The organism is Sphingomonas sp. (assembly GCF_042095875.1).
In the GTDB taxonomy this organism is placed as follows: domain Bacteria; phylum Pseudomonadota; class Alphaproteobacteria; order Sphingomonadales; family Sphingomonadaceae; genus Sphingomonas.
The window spans coordinates 38,908-56,376 of the sequence record NZ_JBELMJ010000001.1; the positions used below are offsets into that span (position 1 = coordinate 38,908).

The 17,469-nt window shown below is 70.5% G+C and carries 19 protein-coding genes and 1 other RNA gene; 15 read left to right on the forward strand and 5 right to left on the reverse strand.

Annotation, left to right across the window (positions count from 1 at the left end; translation table 11 throughout):
- Nucleotides 1-30: 30 nt before the first annotated feature.
- From ACFDS6_RS00195 to ACFDS6_RS00210, 4 genes are read left to right on the forward strand one after another with little or no spacing between them, the layout of a single operon-like run.
- Nucleotides 31-1,077: a FemAB family XrtA/PEP-CTERM system-associated protein gene (locus tag ACFDS6_RS00195; RefSeq protein WP_375270237.1), complete on the forward strand. Its 1,047-nt coding sequence runs from the start codon at nucleotides 31-33 to the stop codon at nucleotides 1,075-1,077.
- Nucleotides 1,078-1,080: 3 nt separating this feature from the next.
- Nucleotides 1,081-2,250: a TIGR03087 family PEP-CTERM/XrtA system glycosyltransferase gene (locus ACFDS6_RS00200; RefSeq protein WP_375270094.1), complete on the forward strand. Its 1,170-nt coding sequence runs from the start codon at nucleotides 1,081-1,083 to the stop codon at nucleotides 2,248-2,250.
- Complete coding sequence (gene xrtA, locus ACFDS6_RS00205) at nucleotides 2,247-3,791, forward strand: exosortase A (protein WP_375270095.1); 1,545 nt, start codon at nucleotides 2,247-2,249, stop codon at nucleotides 3,789-3,791. The genes ACFDS6_RS00200 and xrtA overlap by 4 nt, the downstream gene beginning before the upstream one ends.
- Nucleotides 3,791-5,683 carry an XrtA/PEP-CTERM system amidotransferase gene (locus ACFDS6_RS00210; RefSeq protein ID WP_375270096.1) on the forward strand — a complete coding sequence of 631 codons (1,893 nt, stop codon included), beginning with the start codon at nucleotides 3,791-3,793 and terminating at the stop codon, nucleotides 5,681-5,683. Before xrtA ends, ACFDS6_RS00210 begins: the two co-directional genes overlap by 1 nt.
- A 151-nt stretch (nucleotides 5,684-5,834) precedes the next feature.
- Here the strand turns inward: ACFDS6_RS00210 and ACFDS6_RS00215 are convergent, their stop codons facing one another.
- The 3 genes from ACFDS6_RS00215 to ACFDS6_RS00225 form a co-directional block, all read right to left on the reverse strand.
- Complete coding sequence (locus ACFDS6_RS00215; protein WP_375270097.1) at nucleotides 5,835-6,020, reverse strand: hypothetical protein; 186 nt, start codon at nucleotides 6,018-6,020, stop codon at nucleotides 5,835-5,837.
- Nucleotides 6,020-7,099 carry a deoxyhypusine synthase gene (locus ACFDS6_RS00220; RefSeq protein WP_375270098.1) on the reverse strand — a complete coding sequence of 360 codons (1,080 nt, stop codon included), beginning with the start codon at nucleotides 7,097-7,099 and terminating at the stop codon, nucleotides 6,020-6,022. Before ACFDS6_RS00220 ends, ACFDS6_RS00215 begins: the two co-directional genes overlap by 1 nt.
- 104 nt (nucleotides 7,100-7,203) lie before the next feature.
- Nucleotides 7,204-8,442, reverse strand: a complete 1,239-nt coding sequence (locus ACFDS6_RS00225; RefSeq protein WP_375270099.1) for a type III PLP-dependent enzyme — start codon at nucleotides 8,440-8,442, stop codon at nucleotides 7,204-7,206.
- Between the two features lie 194 nt (nucleotides 8,443-8,636).
- Between ACFDS6_RS00225 and ACFDS6_RS00230 the strand changes: the two genes are divergently transcribed.
- Both ACFDS6_RS00230 and ACFDS6_RS00235 read left to right on the forward strand, forming a co-directional pair.
- Nucleotides 8,637-9,563: a threonine/serine dehydratase gene (locus ACFDS6_RS00230; protein WP_375270100.1), complete on the forward strand. Its 927-nt coding sequence runs from the start codon at nucleotides 8,637-8,639 to the stop codon at nucleotides 9,561-9,563.
- Nucleotides 9,560-9,739: a hypothetical protein gene (locus ACFDS6_RS00235; protein ID WP_375270101.1), complete on the forward strand. Its 180-nt coding sequence runs from the start codon at nucleotides 9,560-9,562 to the stop codon at nucleotides 9,737-9,739. The genes ACFDS6_RS00230 and ACFDS6_RS00235 overlap by 4 nt, the downstream gene beginning before the upstream one ends.
- Before the next feature lie 298 nt (nucleotides 9,740-10,037).
- On the opposite strand, the gene ACFDS6_RS00240 is transcribed toward ACFDS6_RS00235, so the two are convergent.
- Entirely contained in the window at nucleotides 10,038-10,694 is a 657-nt protein-coding gene (locus ACFDS6_RS00240) for an alpha/beta hydrolase (protein ID WP_375270102.1), read from the reverse strand.
- Between the two features lie 71 nt (nucleotides 10,695-10,765).
- On the opposite strand from ACFDS6_RS00240, the gene ACFDS6_RS00245 reads away from it, so the two are divergent.
- The 9 genes from ACFDS6_RS00245 (at nucleotide 10,766) to ACFDS6_RS00285 (ending at nucleotide 16,544) form a co-directional block, all read left to right on the forward strand.
- Nucleotides 10,766-11,842 (forward strand): cysteine desulfurase family protein, encoded by a 1,077-nt coding sequence (locus ACFDS6_RS00245; RefSeq protein WP_375270103.1) that lies wholly within the window; start codon nucleotides 10,766-10,768, stop codon nucleotides 11,840-11,842.
- Nucleotides 11,839-12,924, forward strand: a complete 1,086-nt coding sequence (locus ACFDS6_RS00250) for a cysteine desulfurase family protein (protein WP_375270104.1) — start codon at nucleotides 11,839-11,841, stop codon at nucleotides 12,922-12,924. The genes ACFDS6_RS00245 and ACFDS6_RS00250 overlap by 4 nt, the downstream gene beginning before the upstream one ends.
- Nucleotides 12,921-13,226: a 2Fe-2S iron-sulfur cluster-binding protein gene (locus ACFDS6_RS00255; protein ID WP_375270105.1), complete on the forward strand. Its 306-nt coding sequence runs from the start codon at nucleotides 12,921-12,923 to the stop codon at nucleotides 13,224-13,226. The genes ACFDS6_RS00250 and ACFDS6_RS00255 overlap by 4 nt, the downstream gene beginning before the upstream one ends.
- A gap of 87 nt (nucleotides 13,227-13,313) precedes the next feature.
- Nucleotides 13,314-13,583, forward strand: a complete 270-nt coding sequence (locus tag ACFDS6_RS00260) for a hypothetical protein (protein ID WP_375270106.1) — start codon at nucleotides 13,314-13,316, stop codon at nucleotides 13,581-13,583.
- 12 nt (nucleotides 13,584-13,595) lie between these two features.
- A complete protein-coding gene (locus ACFDS6_RS00265; RefSeq protein ID WP_375270107.1) occupies nucleotides 13,596-13,826 on the forward strand; it encodes a hypothetical protein in 231 nt (76 codons plus the stop codon).
- A 47-nt stretch (nucleotides 13,827-13,873) separates the two neighbouring features.
- Nucleotides 13,874-13,971: signal recognition particle sRNA small type (gene ffs / locus ACFDS6_RS00270), an RNA gene on the forward strand.
- 203 nt (nucleotides 13,972-14,174) lie between these two features.
- Nucleotides 14,175-15,827, forward strand: coding sequence for a DNA polymerase III subunit gamma/tau (locus ACFDS6_RS00275; RefSeq protein ID WP_375270108.1), 1,653 nt, complete (start codon nucleotides 14,175-14,177; stop codon nucleotides 15,825-15,827).
- Nucleotides 15,824-16,147, forward strand: coding sequence for a YbaB/EbfC family nucleoid-associated protein (locus ACFDS6_RS00280; RefSeq protein WP_019516553.1), 324 nt, complete (start codon nucleotides 15,824-15,826; stop codon nucleotides 16,145-16,147). Before ACFDS6_RS00275 ends, ACFDS6_RS00280 begins: the two co-directional genes overlap by 4 nt.
- A gap of 163 nt (nucleotides 16,148-16,310) precedes the next feature.
- Nucleotides 16,311-16,544 carry a hypothetical protein gene (locus ACFDS6_RS00285; RefSeq protein WP_375270109.1) on the forward strand — a complete coding sequence of 78 codons (234 nt, stop codon included), beginning with the start codon at nucleotides 16,311-16,313 and terminating at the stop codon, nucleotides 16,542-16,544.
- A 152-nt stretch (nucleotides 16,545-16,696) separates the two neighbouring features.
- On the opposite strand, the gene mtgA is transcribed toward ACFDS6_RS00285, so the two are convergent.
- Nucleotides 16,697-17,371: a monofunctional biosynthetic peptidoglycan transglycosylase gene (gene mtgA, locus ACFDS6_RS00290; protein ID WP_375270110.1), complete on the reverse strand. Its 675-nt coding sequence runs from the start codon at nucleotides 17,369-17,371 to the stop codon at nucleotides 16,697-16,699.
- Between the last annotated feature and the right edge of the window lie 98 nt (nucleotides 17,372-17,469).

Genomic DNA, 17,469 nt, shown 5'->3' on the forward strand with positions numbered 1-17,469 from the left:
GGTCGACGCGGTGGTGGAACGGCTGGCGTCGTGACGATGCCGCTGCTCGCCAGGCCGATCGGGGTGCGTCCGGCGGTTGCGTCGGATCGCGCGCGCGTCGCCGAATTCGTGCGCGCGCACGCGAACGCGACGCCGTTTCACCAGCTCGAATGGAGCGAGGCGATTGCGGCGGCGTGCGGTCAGCGCGCGCATCTGCTGCTGGCCGAGTACGGCGACAATACGCTCGCGGGCGTGCTGCCGCTGACCGAGATGCGCTCGCCCCTGTTCGGGCGCGCGCTGGTGTCGTGCGGATTCGCGGTGGATGGCGGTATCTTGGGTGATGCGGAAACGGTCGAGCCGCTGGCGTCGGCGGCGCGCGCGTTGGCGGGGCGGCTCGGCTGCCCATCGGTCGAGCTGCGCGGGGGCGCGCACCCGACGGGCTGGGCAGTGGACGAGGGCAGCTACCTCGGCTTCGCGCGCGGTCTGGCAGCGAGTGACGAGGCGGAACTGCTCGCGATCCCGCGCAAGCAGCGTGCCGAGGTGCGCAAGGCGCTGGCGAACGACCTCACGGTCGAGATCGGGCGCGATGCGGCGGCGCTCGCCGCTCACTACCGCGTCTACGCCCAATCGGTGCGCAATCTGGGCACGCCGGTGTTCCCGCGCGCGCTGTTCCGCGAGGTGATCGCGCGTATGGACGCCGACGTGCTGACGGTGAGGCACAGGGACGAGCCGGTCGCGAGCGTGCTGAGCCTCTACTGGCGCGGCACGGTCTATCCCTATTGGGGCGGCGGAACCGAGGCTGCGCGCGCGCTGCGTGCCAATGACCGGATGTACTTCGCGCTGATGGCGCACGCGCGCGGGCGCGGGTGCACGCGGTTCGATTTCGGGCGCTCGAAGGTCGGCACCGGTCCTGCGGCGTTCAAGAAGAATTGGGGCTTCGAGGGACGACCGCTGTCCTACGCCTCGTGGAGCGAGGGCGGGCGGCGCGAGGTCAATCCGCTCAATCCCAAATACGCGCTGATGGTGCGGACGTGGGCCAAGCTGCCGCTGCCGCTCGCCAATGCGGTGGGTCCCTGGATCAGTCGCGGACTGGGTTGAGCGATGGACATCCTGTTCCTCGCGCACCGCGTGCCGTTCCCGCCCGATCGCGGCGACAAGATCAGGAGCTTCCACGTCCTGCGCCACCTGGCGGCGCGCGCGCGGGTGCATCTGGTCGCGTTCGCGGACGACCCGCGCGACCTCGTACCGCCATCCGAGTTCCGCGACATGCTGGGCGAGTGCGTGGTGGTGGCGAGGACCAAGCCGCGCTGGCGGGCAGGCGTCGAGGCGCTGGCGAGCGGGCGGCCGCTGTCACTGGCGGCGTTCGACGATGCCCGGGTGCGAGGGGCGGTCGCGCGTATCGTGCGCGAGCGGGCGATCGATCGCGTTTACGCCTTCTCCGGGCAGATGGCGCAGTACCTGCCGGACGACGTGCCCGCGGTGATGGACTTCGTCGACGCCGATTCTGCCAAGTTCGCCGCCTTCGCCGAGGATGCGCGCGGGCTATCGCGCTGGATGTACCGGCGCGAGGCGCGGCTGCTCGGCGCGTACGAGCGCGCGGTGACAGCGCGGGTGGAGGCGAGCCTCTTCGTCAGCGCGGAGGAAGCCGCGCTGGTGCCGGGCGCGCGCGCGGTGTCGAATGGGATCCACACGACCTTCTTCGACCCCGCAGCACGCTTCGTGTCGGTGGTCGGGCAGGGACGGATGATCGTGTTCACCGGGCAGATGGACTATAAGCCCAACGTCGACGCGGTGGTCAGTTTCGCGCGCGACGTGCTGCCACGCGTGCGCGCGACGCACCCCGAGGTGCGCTTCGCGATCGTCGGGCGTGCGCCGACACGCGAGGTGCGCGCGCTCGCGGACGAAGCGGTGATCGTGACCGGGGAGGTGCCCGACGTACGCGGCTGGCTCGCCGCCGCCGAGGTGGTGGTCGCGCCGCTCGGGCTTGCGCGCGGGATCCAGAACAAGGTGCTGGAGGCGATGGCGATGGCGCGCGCCGTCGTTGCCTCACCCGCAGCAGCGGAAGGCATCGATCATGCCGGCACGATCTGGGTCGCAGAGGGAAGCGGCATGGTGGATGCCGTCACCACGCTGCTCGACGAACCCGACCGCGCACGCACGTCCGGGCAAGCGGCGCGGGCGCGGGTGCAGGCCCGCTACGCCTGGGACGCGTGCCTCGCGCCGCTCGATGCGATGATGGGATTGACCGGGCCTGCGCGGGTCGCGGCGTGACGATTGCGCTGTCCAGAGGCGCGTTCGCGCTCGGCGCGTGGACGAAGGCCCTCGTCGTGCTGGCGCTCGCTGCGGCGGCGTTGCTGCTGATTTTCCACGGTGACGTGCGCGACGTGGTGCATCTGTGGTGGACCAGCACGACGTTCGGCCACTGCCTGTTCATCGCGCCGGTCGTCGCGTGGCTGGTGTGGGCGCGGCGCGGCGAGCTCGCGCAGTTGAAGCCGGTTGCCTGGGCACCGGGGCTGCTCGTCGTCGCGGCTGGCGGGGCGGGGTGGCTGCTGGGCGAGGTGGCGGGCGTGGCGCTGGCGCGGCAGCTCGGGCTGGTGCTGATGCTGGAAGGCGCGGTCGTTGCGACGCTGGGGCCGAATGTCGCGCGCGGATTGCTGTTTCCGCTCGGCTACGCCTTCTTCGCGGTGCCGTTCGGACAGGAGCTCGAACCGCCGCTCCAGGACGTGACGGTGGCGATCACGATGCCGCTGCTCCACCTGTTCGGTGTGCCGGCCGAGGTCGACGGCGTGCTGATCCACGCCGGGCGCTATTATTTCGAGGTCGCGGAGGCGTGTTCGGGCGCGAAGTTCGTCATCTCGATGGTCGCGTTCGGCGTGCTGGTGGCGAACCAGTGCTTCACCTCGTGGCGCAGGCGCGCGCTGTTCATGGCGGTCTGCGTAGTCGTACCGGTGATCGCCAACGGCGTGCGCGCGTTCGGCACGATCTACGCCGCGCACCTGACCAGCGTCGAGGCGGCGACGGGGTTCGACCATATCGTCTACGGCTGGGTGTTCTTCGCGATCGTCATGGCGGGGGTGCTGGCGATCGCGTGGCGGTGGTTCGACCGTTCGCCCGACGATCCCGCCTTCAATCCCGCTGCGTTGCAGACGCGGCCGCGGCTGACGCTGGAGGTCGTGGTCGCGGGTGTGCTGGTCGTGGCGAGCGCGGGCGTGTTCCCGGCGAGCGCGGCGGCGATCATGGCGCGCGCTGCCCCGCTGCCCGCGCGGATCGCACTGCCCGAGGTGGCCGGCTGGCGCCGCGTCGATCTAGACGCCCGCGCGGCGTGGTCGCCTTATCATCCGGGGGCGGATCACTTCCTGCTCGGCCGCTACGCCGATCGCTCGGGCGACGCGGTCGACGTCGGCGTCGCGGTGTTCGCGCAGCAGGCGGAAGGGCGCGAGCTCGTCTCCTACGGCACCGGCGTGCTGCGCGAGGACGATCGCTGGGTGCGCGTCGCCGACTTGGCGCCGATCGCGGGCGGCCGCGCGATGCGGATCGTCGCGGACGCGTCGCCGGGCATGGGCGGCGGGGAGGTGGAGCGCGTCGTCGCGACATGGTACCGCGTCGGCGACACGGTGACGGGGGACGACAGGCAGGTGAAGGTGGCGACCGTCAAGATGCGGCTGTTCGGCGCGCCTGAGCCCGCGATTGCGCTGCACCTGTCGGCGGTTGCCGCGCCGGGCCACGATCCACGCGCCGCGATTGAGCACTTCCTGGCGAGCCTGGGCGATCCGGGCGCGGCGATGCTGCGGATCGCCGAGACGCCGCGCTGATGTGCGGCATCGCGGGGCTGTTCTATCCCGCCACGCCCAAGCCGGTCGACCCGGCGCGGCTGCGCGCGATAGCGGACGCGATCGCGCATCGGGGAGCTGACGGGGCAGGGGTCTGGACCGCTCCCGGCGTCGGCTTCGCGCATCGGCGGCTGTCGATCATCGACCTGGCAGGCTCGCCGCAGCCGATGGCGACCGCCGACGCGCGGCTGACGATCGTGTTCAACGGCGAGATCTACAACTACCGCGAGCTGCGCAGCGAATTGCAGCGGCGCGGCGCGGTGTTCGCGACCGACGGCGATACCGAGGTGCTGCTCCACGGCTACGTCGCCTGGGGTGCGGCGATGCTCCAGCGACTGAACGGCATGTTCGCCTTCGCGATCCACGATGCCGCGACGCAGACATTGTTCCTGGCGCGCGACCGGTTGGGGGTGAAGCCGCTTCACTGGGCCGAGCTGTCCGATGGCGCGATCGCGTTCGGGTCGGAGTTGAAGGCGCTGCTCGCGCACCCGCTGCTCAGGCGCAAACCCGACGTGCGCGCGGTCGAGGATTATCTCGCCTACGGCTACGTGCCCGATGACGCGTGCCTGGTCGCGGGCGTCAACAAGCTCGCCGCCGGCCACTACATGCTGATCGAGCGAGGCAAGGGCGCGCCCAAGCCGCGGCAATGGTGGGACATATCGTTCGCCAATCGCGCGCGCGGGTCGGCGGCGGCGCTGGGCGAGGAACTGATCGAGCGGATGCGCGACGGCGTGCGCTCGCGCATGGTCGCGGACGTCCCGCTCGGTGCGTTCCTGTCGGGCGGGGTCGACAGCTCGGCGGTGGTCGCGCTGATGGCGGAAGCGAGCCGCGCCGCGGTCAAGACCTGCACCATCGGATTCGACGAGGCGGGGCACGACGAGCGCAGCCATGCCGCCGCGGTCGCGCAGCGCTTCGCGACCGACCACCACGTCCGCGTCGTGCGATCGGACGATTTCGGACTGATCGACACACTGGTGGCGGCGTTCGACGAGCCGTTCGCGGACGCGTCCGCGCTCGCCACCTACCAGGTCGCGGCGCTGGCGCGCGAGCACGTGACCGTGGCGCTGTCGGGGGACGGCGCGGACGAGGCGATGGCGGGTTACCGGCGCTACCGCTTCCAGGCGGCGGAGGAGCGCGTGCGCGGATTGCTTCCCCCTGAGCTGCGTCGACGCGTGTTCGGAACACTCGGGCGCGTCTACCCCAAGGCCGACTGGGCGCCGCGGCCGTTGCGCGCCAAGACGACGCTGCTCGCGCTCGCCGACGATAGCGCGGAGGCGTACGTGCGCTCGGTCGGGGTGACGACCCCTGCGCTGCGCCAGGCGCTGTTCAGCGATGCCGCGAAGCACGCGCTCGCCGGGCACCGCGCGGAGGATCGCTATGTCGCAGCGATGCGCGACGCGCCCGCGCGTGACGCGATCGACCGCGCGCAATATGCCGACATGAAGATTTGGCTACCCGGCGATATCCTGACCAAGGGCGACCGCACCAGCATGGCAGTCGGGTTGGAAGCGCGCGAGCCGCTGCTCGACCACCGGCTGGTCGAGTTCGCCGCGACGTTGCCACAGGCGATGCGGCTGCGCGGGGGCGAGGGCAAGTGGCTGATGAAGCGGTCGCTCGAACGCTACCTGCCGCGCGACATTCTGTACCGGCCCAAGATGGGCTTCGTGACCCCGGTCAGCGCGTGGTTCCGCGGCGCGCTGGCGGGTGAGGCTGCGGGGCTGGCGCGCTCGCGTGTGCTGGGAGACAGCAGCTGGTTCGACATGGGCGAGATCGCACGCGTCGCGGAGGCGCACCGCACCGGGCGCGAGGAGCACGGGCGGACGTTGTGGCAATTCGTCATGCTGGAGCGCAGCCTGGAGCGGCTGTTCGGCTGACGAGCAGGATGCTCCGCATGCCGGTGCGTCCAAGGTGCCTGCGCCGTAGACGACCGAACGCAGTACCGCCGAAAGCACGCAGCTTGGACGGAGAAGGGGAGGCGCCTGATTCGGTGCCTCCCCTTTCCGCTCCACGTCGGACCTGACCGCGTCAGCGCAGCTTGGCGATCGACAGGCCGTCGGCCTTGGCGCGGTCCTTGATCGATTCCTCCGAGCGCTTGAGCGCCTTGGCGATCGCCTTCAGCGCCATGCCCTTCTTCGCGAGCGTGTGGAGCTTCTGGATTTCGTCCGGCGTCCACGGCTGACGGTGGCGCTCGAAGGTCTCACCCTTCGCCATCAGGCGAACAGCTTGGCCCAGCGGCGCTCGGGCCGGTCGTGCCAGTGACCGCGGTGATAGGCGTCGGACGCCAGGAGCGGCATCACCGAGCCGGCTTCGGCGAATACCATCTGCTCGATGCCGGTGTTGACCTTGCCCCAGCTCGCCGCCTCCTGCAGCGTCGAGGACGAGCAGGCGCCGTCGCGCACGTCGGCGACGGTAATCTGCACCGCGTACTTGTGGACCTCGACGTCCTCGTGGCCGAGAATCTCGGCGCAGACGACGGTGTCCTGGATGAAGTTCTTCGGCACGCCGCCACCGATCATCAGGAGCCCGGTGGTACCCGCCTCGATCTTGATCTGCGTGAGTTCGCGGAAGTCGGCGATCGCGTCGAGCACCATGTACGGGCGGCCTTCCTTCGCCGCGTCGACCTGATGCTTGACGAGACCGAAGCCGGCCGACGAATCGACGAACGCCGGGCAGAAGATCGGCACGTCATGCTCGTAGGCGAGCTTGACGAGGCTGTTCTCCTTCTTGCCGTGCTCGACGAGATACTTGCCCATCTCGCGGATGAACGCGCGGCTCGAATAGGGCTTGGGCTCCAGGCTCTCCGCGATCTTGTTGATCGTGAAGTCGCAGTCCTGCAGCTGCTCCTCGTCGATGTAGGTGTCGTAGATGCGATCGATGTAGAGCGAGCGCAGCGTATCGTCGTCGGGCACCTCGAGCGCCTGGTAGTGCTTGTGGCCCAGCCCCTCGAAGAAATCCATGTCGACGATCGTCGCGCCGGTGGCGACGATGACGTCGACCATCTTGTTGCGCACCAGTTCGGCGTACAGGTCCATGCAGCCGCCCGCCGAAGTCGAACCGGCGATGACGAGCACCACCGTGCAATCCTTGTCGGCGAGCATGTCGTTGTAGATCTTGGTCGCGCGGCCGAGATCGCGGCTGGTGAAGCTCATGTCGCTCATCGCGTCGACGATCGGGCGCGCGTCGAAGCTCTTGATGTCGATGTGCTTGACCTGCTTCGACAACAGTTCGGCCTTACGGTTGTCGTTGATCGGCGCGTTGGCGCCGGCAGTCTTGTTGAGGGTGTCAGTCATGGGATGCTCCCGCATGATCGGCGCGACGTCGTTCATGGGGACGCGCAAACCCGTAAGTGGCGGCGCATCAATGCGCGCCGCCACCGGTTCGTTGCAGCCTGGCGTTACAGCTTGACGACGTTGGAGGCGCGCTCGCCCCGGCCCTGCTCGCCGTTGTCCTGCTCGACGTAGAGTGTCACCATCGGCTCGTCGGTCACCACCACGGTCTCGTCCGAGCCGAAGCCGTTGAACGCGGTGCGCATCGCCGAGCCATAGGCGCCGAGCATGCCGATCTCGATATAGTCGCCGGCCTGCACGTCCGCGGGCAGCAGGAACGGCCCTGCCATGTGGTCGAGGTCGTCGCAGGTCGGGCCGTAGAAGGAGAAGGGATGATCGCGCACGGTCGACTCGGGCTCGCGCAGCAGCGTGACCGGGAAGCGCCAGCCGATGTGCGCGGCGTCGAACAGCGCGCCGTACGCACCGTCGTTGATGTACAGCTCGTTGCCGCGGCGACGCTCCACGCGCACCACGACGCTGCTGTACTCGGCGCACAAAGCTCGGCCCGGCTCGGCCCAGAGTTCGGCCGAGTAGGAGATCGGAAGGCTCTCGAACGCGCGGTGGATCGTCTCGAAATAGCGCTCGAGCGGAGGCGGCTCCATGCCGGGGTAGCTGGACGGAAAGCCGCCGCCGACGTCGATTACGTCGACGGTTACCGATGCTTCGACAATCGCAGCGCGCACGCGCTCCATCGCGTCGGCATAAGCGTCGGGCGTCATCGCCTGGCTGCCGACGTGGAAGCAGATGCCGAGCGCGTCGGCAGCCTGGCGCGCGGCGAACAGCAGCGCCTTCGCCTCGTGCGGGGCGACGCCGAACTTGGACGCGAGGCTGAGCTTCGAATGCTCGGACGAGACGCGCAGCCGAACGCAGAGCGTAAGGTCGCTCGCGTTGCCGGTCGCGCGCATGATCTTGTCCAGCTCCTCGATCGAATCGAGGCTGAACGTGCGGACGCCGTGCGTGGCATAGGCCTCGCGCACCGCTTCCTCGGCCTTGACCGGGTGCATGAAGCAGAGCGTCGCCTGCGGCAGCGTGCGCGCGACGAGCCGCACCTCGGCGAGGCTGGCGACGTCGTAGTGCGTGATGCCATTGTCCCACAGGATCTGCAGAAGCTCGGGGCTCGGGTTCGCCTTCACCGCGTACATCGAGCGGCCCGGGAACTTCTCCGAGAAGAAGCGGGCGGCCCGCGCCGCAGCGTGGGGACGAACGAGCGTGACCGGCTGTACCGGTCCACCCTTGGCGATGTCGATGCCGCCACGGACGGCAGTCGATTGGGGCGCTAGCCCCAGCGCGCTATGATGCTGGTGCAATTCAAGGGACCTCCGCGCCACGGCGACGCCGCGGACTTGTTGTTCAACAGATCACTGCCTTGCGGTGGAAGTCCCTTGGGGCAGCGGAGGGGTCACATAAGAGCGACCTACCCCCCTGTAAAGCGTTTCGCGGACCCTTGTTTCGTGGCATTCCACGAGACGTGACGATTTTACGACAACCGACGCGTGCGGGGGTGCGCGACGCCGCCGCGAAGGTCGCGGCGATCCTGCCGCAGACGCCGTTGTACGTGGTGACGATCGACGGCGTGGCGGTGGCGATGAAGGCCGAATCGCTCCAGCCGATCGGCGCGTTCAAGATCCGCGGCGCGTGGCACCGGCTGACCGCGATGGACGAGGAAGCGCGCGGGCGCGGCGTGGTCGCCTTCTCCAGCGGCAACCACGCGCAGGGTATCGCCTGGGCAGCGAGGCGACTAGGCATGGCGGCGACGATCGTGATGCCGGCGGACGCGCCTGCCGCCAAGCGCGAGGCGACGCTGGCGCTGGGCGCCGAGGTGGTCGACTACGACCGTGCAACCGAGAGCCGCGAGCTGATCGCGGCGCGGCTGGCGGAGGCGCGCGGCGCCACCTTGGTGCCGAGTTTCGACGATCCGTGGATCATTGAGGGGCAGGGCAGCGCCGGGATCGAGGCGGCCGAGCAGATGACGGCGGCGGGGCTGCCGGCCTGCGCACGCGCGGTGGTCCCGTGCGGGGGCGGCGGGCTGGCGGCGGGCATCGCGCTGGCGCTGCGGGACGCGTCGATCACGGTTGTCGAGCCGGAAGGCTGGGATGACATGCGCCGCAGCCTGGAGGCGAGCTGGATCGAGCCCGTAGGTCCAAACCCGCCGCCGACCGCGTGCGACGCGCTGCAGACCAAGGAGGTATCGCCGCTGACGTTCGACGTGCTCAGCCGGCGCGACGCGGCCGGGGTGGCGGTGAGCGAAGAGGAGATACGCGCCGCGCAGCGCTGGGCCGCCGAGCGGTTGCGGCTGGTAGTCGAGCCGGGCGGGGCGGTGGCGCTGGCGGCGGTGCTGGCGGGCAAGGTCGCGCTCGAGCCGGGGCTGCTGGTGATCCTGTCGGGCGGGAACGTCGACGTGGACGCCTACGCACGGGCGATCGCGTGAGCGGCTTCTACGGCTCGATCGCGGCGGCGGCGCCGGGGATCGCGATGCTGGCGGCGTTCGCCTGCGCGATCGGGGGCGGCGTGCTGATCGCCAAGCGGCGCGACCGGCGCAAGGGCGTGCTGATGATCGTGATGGCGTTGGTGCTGGTCGCGAACGTCGCCATCTGGACGCTGTGAGCGGCGGAAGGTGAGGCTAAGGTGAGGCCAAGACGCGGCGTTGCGGATGGAAAGGTGAGGCTAAGGCGCGATGTCGGGGCCGGGGCGGCGCGGTGGGCGCGGCGTGGTGGTTGGGCGGGCGTGACGGTGAGAAAGAGCGGCTGGGTGAGCGGGCTCGATCGTTAGCGCCGGTTGGTGGTGTAGGACAGGGTTGGGGAGCCGACACGGGCGAAGCCCGTGTCGTCGGTCGGCGCGGGGCGCCGCCGGCCGGGCTCGCCGGCGAGACGCGGAATAGCGACGCTATTCCGCTCCGGCGAACTCACCTTATGGGCGAGTTCGGGTCGAGCCGCATGTCGAGATAATTGTCCACGCTCTTCATCAGGTCGGGCATCTCGTGCTCGAAGAAGTGGTTGGCGCGCGGGATCGTGTCGTGGTGGATCGTGATGTGCTTTTGCGTGCGCAGCTTGTCGACCAGCTTCTGCGTCGCGGGCGGGGTCGCGACCTCGTCCTCGGCGCCCTGGATGATGATGCCCGACGAAGGGCAGGGGGCGAGGAAGGTGAAGTCGTAGAGGTTGGCCGGGGGTGCGACCGAGATGAAGCCGCGGATTTCCGGGCGGCGCATCAGCAACTGCATGCCGATCCACGCACCGAAGCTGAACCCGGCGATCCAGGTCGTCTGCGCTTCCGGGTGGAAGCTCTGTATCCAGTCGAGCGCGGAAGCGGCGTCCGACAGTTCGCCGACGCCGTTGTCGAACGTGCCCTGGCTCTTGCCCACGCCGCGGAAGTTGAAGCGCAGCGTGGCGAAGCCGCGGCGCTGGAACGTCTTGTAGAGTTCCTGCACGATGCGGTTGTTCATCGTGCCCCCGGCATTGGGATGCGGGTGCAGGATCATCGCCACGGGTGCGCGCGGGCGCGGCGCGGGGGAGAAACGTCCTTCGATGCGACCTTCGGGGCCGGGAAAGATGACTTCGGGCATGGTCACTCGTTATGTTAGGGCGAGGCGCGCGGGCGCCCGTATGCCGCGCTATATAGGCGCGAGACCTGAGAATGGAACTTTTTGTGTCGGATCGTCTCTATCTGGATCACGCCGCGACGACGCCGATGACCGCAGGCGCGCGCGCGGGCGTGCTGGCGGGGATGGCGATCTGGGCCAATCCGTCGTCGCCGCACGGTGAAGGGCGCGCGGCGCGCCGGGCGCTGGAGGAAGCGCGCGCGCGGGTCGCGGCGGCGTACGGATGGGCGGGCGAGGTGCTGTTCACCGGCGGAGCGAGCGAGGCGTTGGCGATCGCGCTGGGTCGCGCGCAGGTCGGCGAGCGCTGGGCGAGCGCGGTGGAGCATGACGCGGTGTGGCGGTCGGGCAGCGACCCGCGCTTGCTGGCGGTCGACGCGCGCGGCGTGGTGACGGCCGAGGCGCTGGCGCAGGTCGCGGGCGGGCTGGCGTGCGTGCAATGGTGCAACAGCGAGACGGGCGTGCGGCAGCCGATCGCGAGCATCGCGGAGGCGCTGCACGCGGCGGGTGCGCTGCTGCTGGTCGACGCGTCGCAGATGCCGGCGGGTGCGGACCCCGAGATCATGGCGCACGCCGATCTGGTCGCGGTGTCGGCGCACAAGCGGGGCGGGCCGCCGGGCGTCGGCGCGCTGCTGGTCCGCGACCTGTCGGTGCTGGCGCCGTCGGGCGGGCAGGAGCGCGGGTACCGGGCGGGGACGGAGAATCTGCCCGGCGTGCTCGGCTATGCCGCGGCGCTGGAGGAAGCGGAGCCGGTCGCGCAGTGGGCGCGGCTGCGCGCGCGGCTGGACGACGCGGTGCGGCGGTCGGGCGGCGAGGTGGTGGGCGAGGGCGCGGAGCGTCACCCCGCGATCGGCAGCTATCACATGCCGGGCGTCGCGGCCAACGCGCAGCTGATCCGGTTCGACCTGGGCGGGATCGCGGTGTCGGCGGGCAGTGCCTGCGCGAGCGGCAGCCTGAAGCCGAGCCACGTGCTGCGCGCGATGGGGTGGAGCGAGGCGCGCACGCGCGAGGTGGTGCGCGTCAGCTTCGGGCGGACGACGAGCGAGGCGGAGGTCGAGCGCTTCATCGCGGCGTGGCGCGGCGTGGCGCGCGAGACGCGGACGTTCGCGGCGTGATCTATCTCGACTACCAAGCGACGACGCCGCTCGCGCCCGAGGCGCTGGACGCGATGCTGCCGTGGTTGCGCGACGGATTCGCCAACCCGCACTCGGCGCATCGGCCAGCGCGCGCGGCGAAGGCGGCGGTGGAGGTAGCGCGCGGCGAGGTGGCGCACCTGGTGCCCGCGGGCGGCCGCGTGGCGTTCACCAGCGGTGCGACCGAGGCGCTCAACTGGGCGATCAAGGGGACGGCCGGCGGACTCGTGACGCTCGCGACCGAGCACGCCGCGGTGCTCGACACGGTCGCGGCGGAGCGCGCGCGCGGGCGGGCGGTGACGGTGCTGCCGGTTGGGAGCGACGGGCTGGTCGACCTCGACGCGGCGCGCGCGGCGATCGTACCGGGCACGGGGCTGGTCGCGGCGATGCTGGTCAACAACGAGATCGGGGTGGTGCAGCCGGTCGCCGAGCTGGCGGCGATGGCGCATGCGGCGGGCGCGGTGATGCTGTGCGACGCGGTGCAGGGGTACGGGCGCGTGGCGATCCCGGACACGGTCGATCTGGTCGCGGTGTCGGCGCACAAGGTGCACGGACCCAAGGGCATCGGCGCGCTGTGGATGCGGGACGGCGTCGCGCCCGCGCCGCTGCTCCGCGGCGGCGACCAGGAGGACGGGCGGTCGGGGACGCTCAGCCCGGCGCTGTGCGCGGGGTTCGGTACGGCGGCGCGGCTGATGCGCGAGCGCGCGGGCGAGGACGCGGCGCACGTCGCCGCATTGTGGGACGTGGCCGAGTCAATTTTGGCGGGCTGGACGATCAACGGGGCGGTGGAGGAGCGCTACCGCGGCAACATAAATATTAGGCGGGACGGGTTGGACGTGAACCGGATGATGAGCGACCTGCGCGACGTCGCCTTCTCCGCGGGCAGCGCGTGCGCGAGCGGATCGGGGCGGTCGAGCCACGTGCTGCGCGCGATCGGGCTGTCCGACGCGCAGGCGCGGTCGTCGGTGCGGATCGGCTGGGGCCGCTACACGACCGAAGCGGCGCTGCGCGATGGCCTGGTGCGGATCGTCGCGGCGGCGGGTGCGCAGGGGATCGCGGCGTGAGGCTGCGCCTGATCGACGGCGACGCAGTGGCCGCGTTCACGGGCGAGGTGGGCGAGCGGTTGCTCGACGCGTGCCAGCGCGCGGGCCTGCCGCTGGAGGGGACGTGCGGCGGCGCGATGGCGTGCGCGACCTGCCACGTCGTGATCGCCGCGGCCGATGCCGACCGCCTGCCGCCGGCGAGCGAGGAGGAGGAGGACATGCTCGACCTGGTGCCGAACGCGCGGCGCACCAGCCGGCTGGCGTGCCAGATCGTGCTCGACCCGGCGCTGGACGAGCTGGGGCTCAGCCTTCCCGCCACCTGACTGTCGGCTGACGCATCGGTTCAGGAACCAGCAGGACTGCTGCCCTATTCTGCTGGGTGCGGGTGGGACCATGCAGGAGTAACAGGCATGAAGCTGATGATGTTGAGCTTGGCCGGCGTGTTGGCGGCGAGCGCGATGACCCCGGTGGCGGCGGACGCCCAGCGCTGGCGCGATGATCGCGGCTGGCATTCGGGGCGCTATTATCACGGCGGTCGCTGGCACGCGCCGCCGCGCCGGTTCCGCGGGCGCGGCTACGGCTACGGCCGACGTTTCCGCGGGCCGCGGTTCCGCACCGTTTGTCGCTATCGCCCGACCCGCTACGGCTCGGTCCGCCGCTGCTACCGCGTGCGTTACTGAGGAGAGAAAGTGATGAAGAGCTTGCTGTCGATGCTGGCGCTCGGTTTGATGTCGGTGACGGGGGTGGCGGCGACGGCCGTGCCCGCCGCGGCGCAGGAGCGGGTGGTGGTGCGCGAGCGCACGGTCGTGCGGCATACCGGTCCGCGCTATCGCGGGCGCTGGCACAGCCGGCGCGTGTGCGATAAGCGCTGGCGCCACGGACGCCGCGTGACCGTGTGCCGCACGGTGCGCTACCGCCGCTGAGCCGGCGCTAATGGCTTGATCACACCGCCCGGCTCCGCCATAGGGCGCGCGGGAGTCGGGCGGACGTGGTCGTCGCCAACCTGGTCAGGTCCGGAAGGAAGCAGCCACAACGATTCCGCCGCGGGTCGTCCCGGCTCCCACCGCGCAGTCGCAGAGCGACGAGCGCGGCCGGCGGTGCGGAGCACCGTTCGACGACGCGGCTTCGCCGCGGCGCCCCTTCTCCAGCGACGGTTAAGAAGAAGCGGGATCCCGGATCAAGTCCGGGATGACTGGTTAAGGGCTCGGCATCGTGTCCGAGCCGACGGAGTCTTCGACAAACGCCGCCTCGCGCCCTACATCGTGCCTCACATGTCCGACTCCTTCGACCTCGGCTCTCCACCCCAGCCCGCGGCTCCGGCCAAGCCGGAGACGTACCGCGTGCTGGCGCGCAAGTACCGGCCGCAGACCTTCTCCGCGCTGATCGGGCAGGACGCGATGGTGACGACGCTCGCCAACGCGATCCGGCGCGGGCGGCTGGCGCACGCGTTCCTGCTGACGGGCGTGCGCGGGGTGGGGAAGACGTCCACCGCGCGGCTGATCGCCAAGGCGCTCAACTGTATCGGCCCGGACGGGCAGGGCGGGCCAACGATCGACCCGTGCGGGGTGTGCGAGCCGTGCCGCGCGATCGCGGAAGGGCGCCACATCGACGTGATCGAGATGGACGCGGCGAGCCACACCGGCATCGACGACGTGCGCGAGATCATCGAGGCGTCGCGCTACGCCGCGGTGTCGGCCCGGTTCAAGATCTACATCGTGGACGAGGTCCACATGCTGTCGAAGGCGGCGTTCAACGGGCTGCTCAAGACGCTGGAGGAGCCGCCCGCGCACGTGAAGTTCCTGTTCGCCACCACCGAGGTGAACAAGGTGCCGATCACCGTGCTGTCGCGCTGCCAGCGGTTCGACCTGAGGCGGATACCGGCGGAGAAGCTGGCGGATCATTTCGCGCGGGTGTCGGAGGCCGAGGGCGTCGAGGCGGAACCCGAGGCGCTGGCGCTGATCGCGCGCGCGGCGGAAGGATCGGCGCGCGACGGTTTGTCGATCCTCGACCAGGCGATCGCGCACGTCGACTTGGAGGGCGGTGGCGTGCGCGCCGACGCGGTGCGCGAGATGCTGGGGCTGTCCGATCGCGGCGCGGTGCGCGACCTGCTCGCGCTGCTGCTGGAGGGGAATGCGCCGGACGCGCTGGTGGCGCTCAGGCGGCAATATGCGCTGGGCGTCGACCCGCAGACGGTGATGCGCGGGCTGCTGGAGGCGGTGCACGGCGTCACGCTGATCAAGGTCGGCGCGGCGGAGGACCCGGCGCAGCCGGTCGAGGAGCGCGCGGCGTATCGCGAGTGGGCGGGCGCCATGTCGTTCCCGGTGCTGCACCGGCTGTGGCAGCTGCTGCTCAAGGGTTACGAGGAAGTGAGCGGCGCGTCCTTGCCGATCGAGACGGCGGAGATGGCGCTGCTGCGCGTGATCCACGCGGCGAGCCTGCCCGATCCGGGCGAGCTGGCGCGGCGCGGCTCGGCATCCGCGGCGGCGGCTTCGGCGCCGGCTGCTCAGGCGCCTGCGTCGCCGCCGGCTCCTGCACCGGCGCCCGCCGATCGGATGCCGCGCGAGTTCGCCGACGCGCTCGACACCGTTGAGGCGGGGGGGCAGATCGCGCTGGTGGCGCGGTTGCGGCACGCGGCGCGGCTGGTCCGCTACGCGCCGCCCGAGATCGAGTTCAGCAATACTCGCCCGCTGCCTGCGGACCTGCTGGTCGAACTCGCCGCCGCGTTGAAGGACGCGACCGGGCGGGTTTGGAAGGTCGCGATGGTCGACGCGCCGGGCGAGCGTTCGGTGCGTGAGGCGGAACTGGACGCGGTGCAGGCGCGTCACGACCAGGTTGCGCAGAGCCCGGCGGTGCTGGCCGCGATGCAAGCTTTTCCCGGGGCGGAACTCATCGATCCGCCCGCAGCAAAACGGAGTCTCTCGTGAAGGATTTGAACGACATCCTGGCCATGGCGCAGAACGTCCAGGCCGAGTTGCAGAAGGCGCAGGACGGGCTCGACACGATCGAGGTCGACGGCACCGCGGGCGGCGGGCTCGTCAAGGTCAAGGCATCGGCCAAGGGGCGGATCATCGCGGTCTCAATCGACGAGTCGCTGCTGCAGCCGAGCGAGAAGCAGATGGTCGAGGACCTCGTTGCCGCGGCGCTGAACGACGCGCGCGCGAAGGCGGACGCGGCATCCTCGACCGAGATGTCGAAGATGACCAGCGGGTTGCAGCTGCCGCCGGGGTTCAAGCTGCCGTTCTGATCGACGCGCGGTAGCTGCGGGACGGCGGGGGCGCGGCAGCGTGCCTCCGCCGTTCGCGCGTCCGGCGCCCGCGCGAGTGGTGCCGAACGTGTCAGGGTCGTCACGCTGGCGGAACAACCCGCGATCGTTACGGTTGTGGTCTCCATCAATAGAGGAGGATGACATGGCCGAGGATCGTATCACGCAGACCCCGCACACGACGGTGATCGAGCGTCGCGGGTCAAGCGCCGGATTGGTGATCGGGCTGGTGGTGCTGGTCGTGGTATGCGTCGCCGCTTATTTCCTGTTCGTTGGCAGCAGCAGCGAAGTGTCGAAGAACAACGCGATCAGCTCGGCCGCGAAGAGCGTCGAGTCGACCGCGGACAAGGCGGGCGCGGCGATCGACAAGAATAGCTGAGGTCGGTGTGCGGGGCTGCTCCTGAGCGCAGTGCCCCGCTCTAGGCCTTGCTGTTACCCCGACCTGATCGGGCGCTCGGCACGCTCGCTCGAAGAAAGAAGCGGGATCCCGGATCAAGTCCGGAATGACGGCATGGGGGGTCGGTCGGTCGCTTAGCGGAGGCAGGCGTCCAGGCCCTGGCGGCGCACGACGCCGATGCGGGCGGCGATCGCGTTGCCGTGGCGGCGGACGAACCCGCGCGGCGCGACGGCCTCGCGCTTCTTGGGCAGCGGAAGGACGGCGGCGATGCGTCCCGCTTCGCTGGCGCTCAGCCGGTTGGCGCCGTGGTTGAAGTAGCGGATCGCGGCTGCCTGCGCGCCGTAGGTGCCGATGCCGGTCTCGGCGAGGTTGAGGTACACCTCCATGATGCGGCGCTTGCCCCAGATCAGCTCGATCAGCGCGGTGAACCACGCCTCGAACGCCTTGCGGACGTAGCCGCCGCCCTGCCATAGGAAGGCGTTCTTCGCGGTCTGCTGGCTGATGGTGGAGCCGCCGCGGATGCGACCGCCCTGCGCGTTGCGCCTCGCCGCGCCCGCGATCGCGCGCCAGTCGAAGCCGTTGTGGAGGCAGAAGCGCGCGTCCTCGCCCGCGATCGCGGCCCGCGCCATGTCGGGGTCGATGTCGGCGAGCGGGGTCCAATCCTTGGTGATCGAGCGGCCCTGCATCAGGTCGCCCGCCATGGTCAGCGTGAACGGCGGCGGCACCAGCGCGTAGGCGCCGACCCACAGGACCGACAGGACGACGAACCAGAGAGCGGCCTTGAGCAGGATGCGGAGTGCACGGATCATGGTGCGCGCGGGTCTACGCGGTCGTGCCGCGGGGGTGAAGGACGATCTTAGCGCGGGTGCGTTGACGCGGGTGGGGAAGCTTCGAGGTGTTTAAGCGG

Excerpts from the sequence above, each read along its gene's own strand:
- ACFDS6_RS00200 (WP_375270094.1), top strand. The coding sequence starts at position 1,081 with ATGGACATCCTGTTCCTCGCGCACCGCGTGCCGTTCCCGCCCGATCGC.
- ACFDS6_RS00210 (WP_375270096.1), top strand. The coding sequence starts at position 3,791 with ATGTGCGGCATCGCGGGGCTGTTCTATCCCGCCACGCCCAAGCCGGTC.
- ACFDS6_RS00215 (WP_375270097.1), bottom strand. The coding sequence starts at position 6,020 with ATGGCGAAGGGTGAGACCTTCGAGCGCCACCGTCAGCCGTGGACGCCG.
- ACFDS6_RS00220 (WP_375270098.1), bottom strand. The coding sequence starts at position 7,099 with ATGACTGACACCCTCAACAAGACTGCCGGCGCCAACGCGCCGATCAAC.
- ACFDS6_RS00240 (WP_375270102.1), bottom strand. The coding sequence starts at position 10,694 with ATGCCCGAAGTCATCTTTCCCGGCCCCGAAGGTCGCATCGAAGGACGT.
- ACFDS6_RS00245 (WP_375270103.1), top strand. The coding sequence starts at position 10,766 with ATGGAACTTTTTGTGTCGGATCGTCTCTATCTGGATCACGCCGCGACG.
- ACFDS6_RS00260 (WP_375270106.1), top strand. The coding sequence starts at position 13,314 with ATGAAGCTGATGATGTTGAGCTTGGCCGGCGTGTTGGCGGCGAGCGCG.
- ACFDS6_RS00265 (WP_375270107.1), top strand. The coding sequence starts at position 13,596 with ATGAAGAGCTTGCTGTCGATGCTGGCGCTCGGTTTGATGTCGGTGACG.
- ACFDS6_RS00275 (WP_375270108.1), top strand. The coding sequence starts at position 14,175 with ATGTCCGACTCCTTCGACCTCGGCTCTCCACCCCAGCCCGCGGCTCCG.
- ACFDS6_RS00285 (WP_375270109.1), top strand. The coding sequence starts at position 16,311 with ATGGCCGAGGATCGTATCACGCAGACCCCGCACACGACGGTGATCGAG.
- mtgA (WP_375270110.1), bottom strand. The coding sequence starts at position 17,371 with ATGATCCGTGCACTCCGCATCCTGCTCAAGGCCGCTCTCTGGTTCGTC.